Raw genomic sequence first — 3,036 nt, forward strand, 5'->3', positions numbered from 1 at the left:
TCACCCGTTCGCCACTCGCCACCAGACCGAAGCCCGTGCTGCCGTTCGACTTGCATGTGTAAAGCATGCCGCCAGCGTTCAATCTGAGCCAGGATCAAACTCTTCAGTTCAATCTCTGTTTGTTGACTCTTTCGAGTCATCCGCATTACTGCGGAGTCGCTCACTCAAAATACTGACCGCTACCTCATTGCTGAGATAACGTATTTCTTTTGTGCGAACATTTGATATTTTAAGTAATCAAGACCGAAGTCTTGGCACCTTCATCAAACGCCCACACTTATCGACTGTTAATTGTTAAAGAACTTTGGGCTCCCGCCGAGGGCAGTACTGCCTGCTGCTTGTCGACAAATCGTTTTGTTTGTCAGCAGCGAAGAAGTGAGATTATGCAGTGTTTCGCTTAACTCGTCAACCCCTTCGTTTTTTCACCACGCTGTTCGTAGCGCACCGTCGACACCGCCAACTACTTGATTTCGTTGGCTGTTTCGCAGCACTACTGCAGCGGGAGGCGCATTATAGCGAACCCCGGCGGCGTTCCGCAAGTACCTTGTCCGTGGTTTTTTCGGCTCATCGTCAACGCAGCCATGTGCTGCTGATAGCTGGCCGTCCCGACGTCGCCGCTCCGCGATACCGCTTTCGGGCTTGCCCATCCAACGTCCAGTGCAGCGTGGACTGCCTGCCTCATCCCTACCCCATCAGACAAAGACCGTTGCATGTCACTTTTTGGCTTATCCATTAGGAAAATCGACCGTTATGAGCGCTAGCGTACAGAGCAGAATGTGCCAAAAGGTAATAATTCCTGTCGGAAGCTCGCTGAGGCATGCGGACTTCGATGGTTTCGACCGTCGGCATGAACATGCGAGCGGTTCGAAAATGGCATTCGATATGAAAGTGCGATTGAGATTTTGAAACGCTACATAACCGTATTCGCCTGCTCTGCCGGGTTGCCGGGCTTTGTTCCGAGCTCTGGCAACTGCGGCTTCCACATTCCTGGTCCACGCCTCCCTGCAGTGAAACCGATCGGCCTAGCGGCTCGCCCGTCGGTAACGATCGGCGCCTTGCAGCCAGGTGGTTCAATCCGGCTCGCGTTGCGAGACTGGTTCGCGGCATGAGGTACGGCCGGGCCCGGACATCAGATATCTCTGCTGTCCATGCGACCGTTGCATCTCGGCCTGCGTCCAAGTCATTGTCGCAGCCATGACCGGCGCGCTCCATAGGTAGACGGACTATTGTCCTTACGCTGAATAACAACCCAGCACCACGTAACCTTCCCATTTAAAGAAAAACAGCATTATGAAAACTTCGAGCAAACTCGCCGCATTGATCGCACTGGCCTGCGCAACCATGATGAGCGCCCAGGCGCAAGACGCCACGACGGCACAGACCAATTCCGGTTTCGTGAATCCTGACTGGGCAAACAGTGCCTGGTATGTGGGTGCCGGCGTCGGCCAGTCGCGCGGCGATATCCCTAGCCGCCAGGTCCGCGGCCTGACCACGGGCACGCAGACGGTCACCGGCTTTACCGAAGACACCCGTGACGTCGGCGGCAAGCTGTTCATCGGCAAGCAACTGAGCCGCCACTTCGCTATCGAAGCGTCGTACTACGACCTGGGCGAGTTCACCTACCGCGCTACGACGACCGGCAATGGCGTCCTGGCTGGCGAAACCGAATTGCGCGGCGGCGCCCTGGACCTGGTTGCCCAACTGCCACTGACCCAGCGCCTGTCACTGCTCGGTCGCGGTGGTCTTCACTACACGAAGGCCACCACCAGCTTCACCGGTAACCGCCTGAACGCCCTGAGCAATCCGAACCCGCCAAATGAAGGTCGACGCGGCGGCAAGTTTGGCGTCGGTATCGAATACAAGTTCAGCGAAGCCCTGGCTGTGCGCGCTGAAGTCGAGCGCATGCGCCTCGTGACCGATGCCGCCGGCAACCGTGGCGATGTCGACTTCGGCACCCTGAGCCTGGTCTACAAATTCGGCCGCCCAGCGGCAGTCGCTTACGTTGCACCAGTCGCTGCCGCACCAGTGGCCGCACCAGTGGAAGCACCAGTAGCAGCACCGGCCGCACCAGCACCGGCGCCGCAGCCAGTGTCGGAAAAGGTATCGTTCGCGGCCGAGGCGCTGTTCGACTTCGACAAGGCCATCGTCAAGGAAGACGGCAAAGCAGCGCTCGACGACCTGATGGCGAAGCTGCAGGGCATGAACACCGAAGTGATGATCGCCGTTGGCCATACCGACTCGGTCGGTTCGAATGCCTACAACGACAAGCTGTCGCTGCGCCGTTCGGAAGCCGTCAAGGCCTATCTGGTCTCGAAAGGCCTGGACCCAGCGCGTCTGTACACGGAAGGCAAGGGCGAAACCCAGCCGATCGCCGACAACGCGACCGCCGAAGGCCGCGCTAAGAACCGTCGCGTGACAATCGAAGTGGTCGGTACCCGTACCGTCACCAAGTAATCGGTCTTCGCACCAGAAAAACCGCCCGGCGCAGGCCGAGGCGGTTTTTTTTCGCCTGTGTACTGCACGCGCAAGTAGATGGATCGCTAACGGAACCGTTATGCCGGGCCGCTGTCAGAGGTAAGTCAGCCGCGCAGATGCGGGACATGAACATGCCAGAACTGGGGGGCACTTGTTCACCCGACGTTCGTTAATCGGGGGGACTTGACGGTGACAAGTGCTTGCCCAGTCTGACCGGGGCGCGAACTTGCCGGCGCAACCGGATATTTGCGGGGTATCGCCGGCTGGTTGAACGTGAAGCAGGCGTCGAGGTTCGGGCTCGGAGAATTCGCCGGTATAGCCGTCCACCCGACGGGAACAGTGCAAAATGTAGGGTGGTGGCATGGATGCCGGGGGCATCCATACCACCCCGCGCGTTTCATCGTGATCATCCGGCGGCGTATAAACCAAATCGATCACAAGACAAATCGGCCGCCCAAACGCAAAAAACCCCGCAGAGATCACTCTGCGGGGTTTTGCTTATAACTAGCCTGACGATAACCTACTTTCACACTGGTTGCAGCACTATCATCGGCGCAAAGT

General features: G+C 58.0%; 1 protein-coding gene and 1 rRNA gene. One reads left to right on the forward strand and one right to left on the reverse strand.

Features of this window, described 5'->3' with window-relative positions; genetic code table 11:
• A 16S ribosomal RNA gene (locus tag ACWCIA_RS22830) occupies positions 1 to 110 on the reverse strand; the annotation flags it as partial.
• A gap of 1,180 nt (positions 111 to 1,290) precedes the next feature.
• On the opposite strand from ACWCIA_RS22830, the gene ACWCIA_RS22835 reads away from it, so the two are divergent.
• Positions 1,291 to 2,454 (forward strand): OmpA family protein, encoded by a 1,164-nt coding sequence (locus ACWCIA_RS22835; protein ID WP_454166780.1) that lies wholly within the window; start codon positions 1,291 to 1,293, stop codon positions 2,452 to 2,454.
• Positions 2,455 to 3,036: the final 582 nt, after the last annotated feature.

The organism is Massilia sp. SYSU DXS3249 (assembly GCF_053668055.1).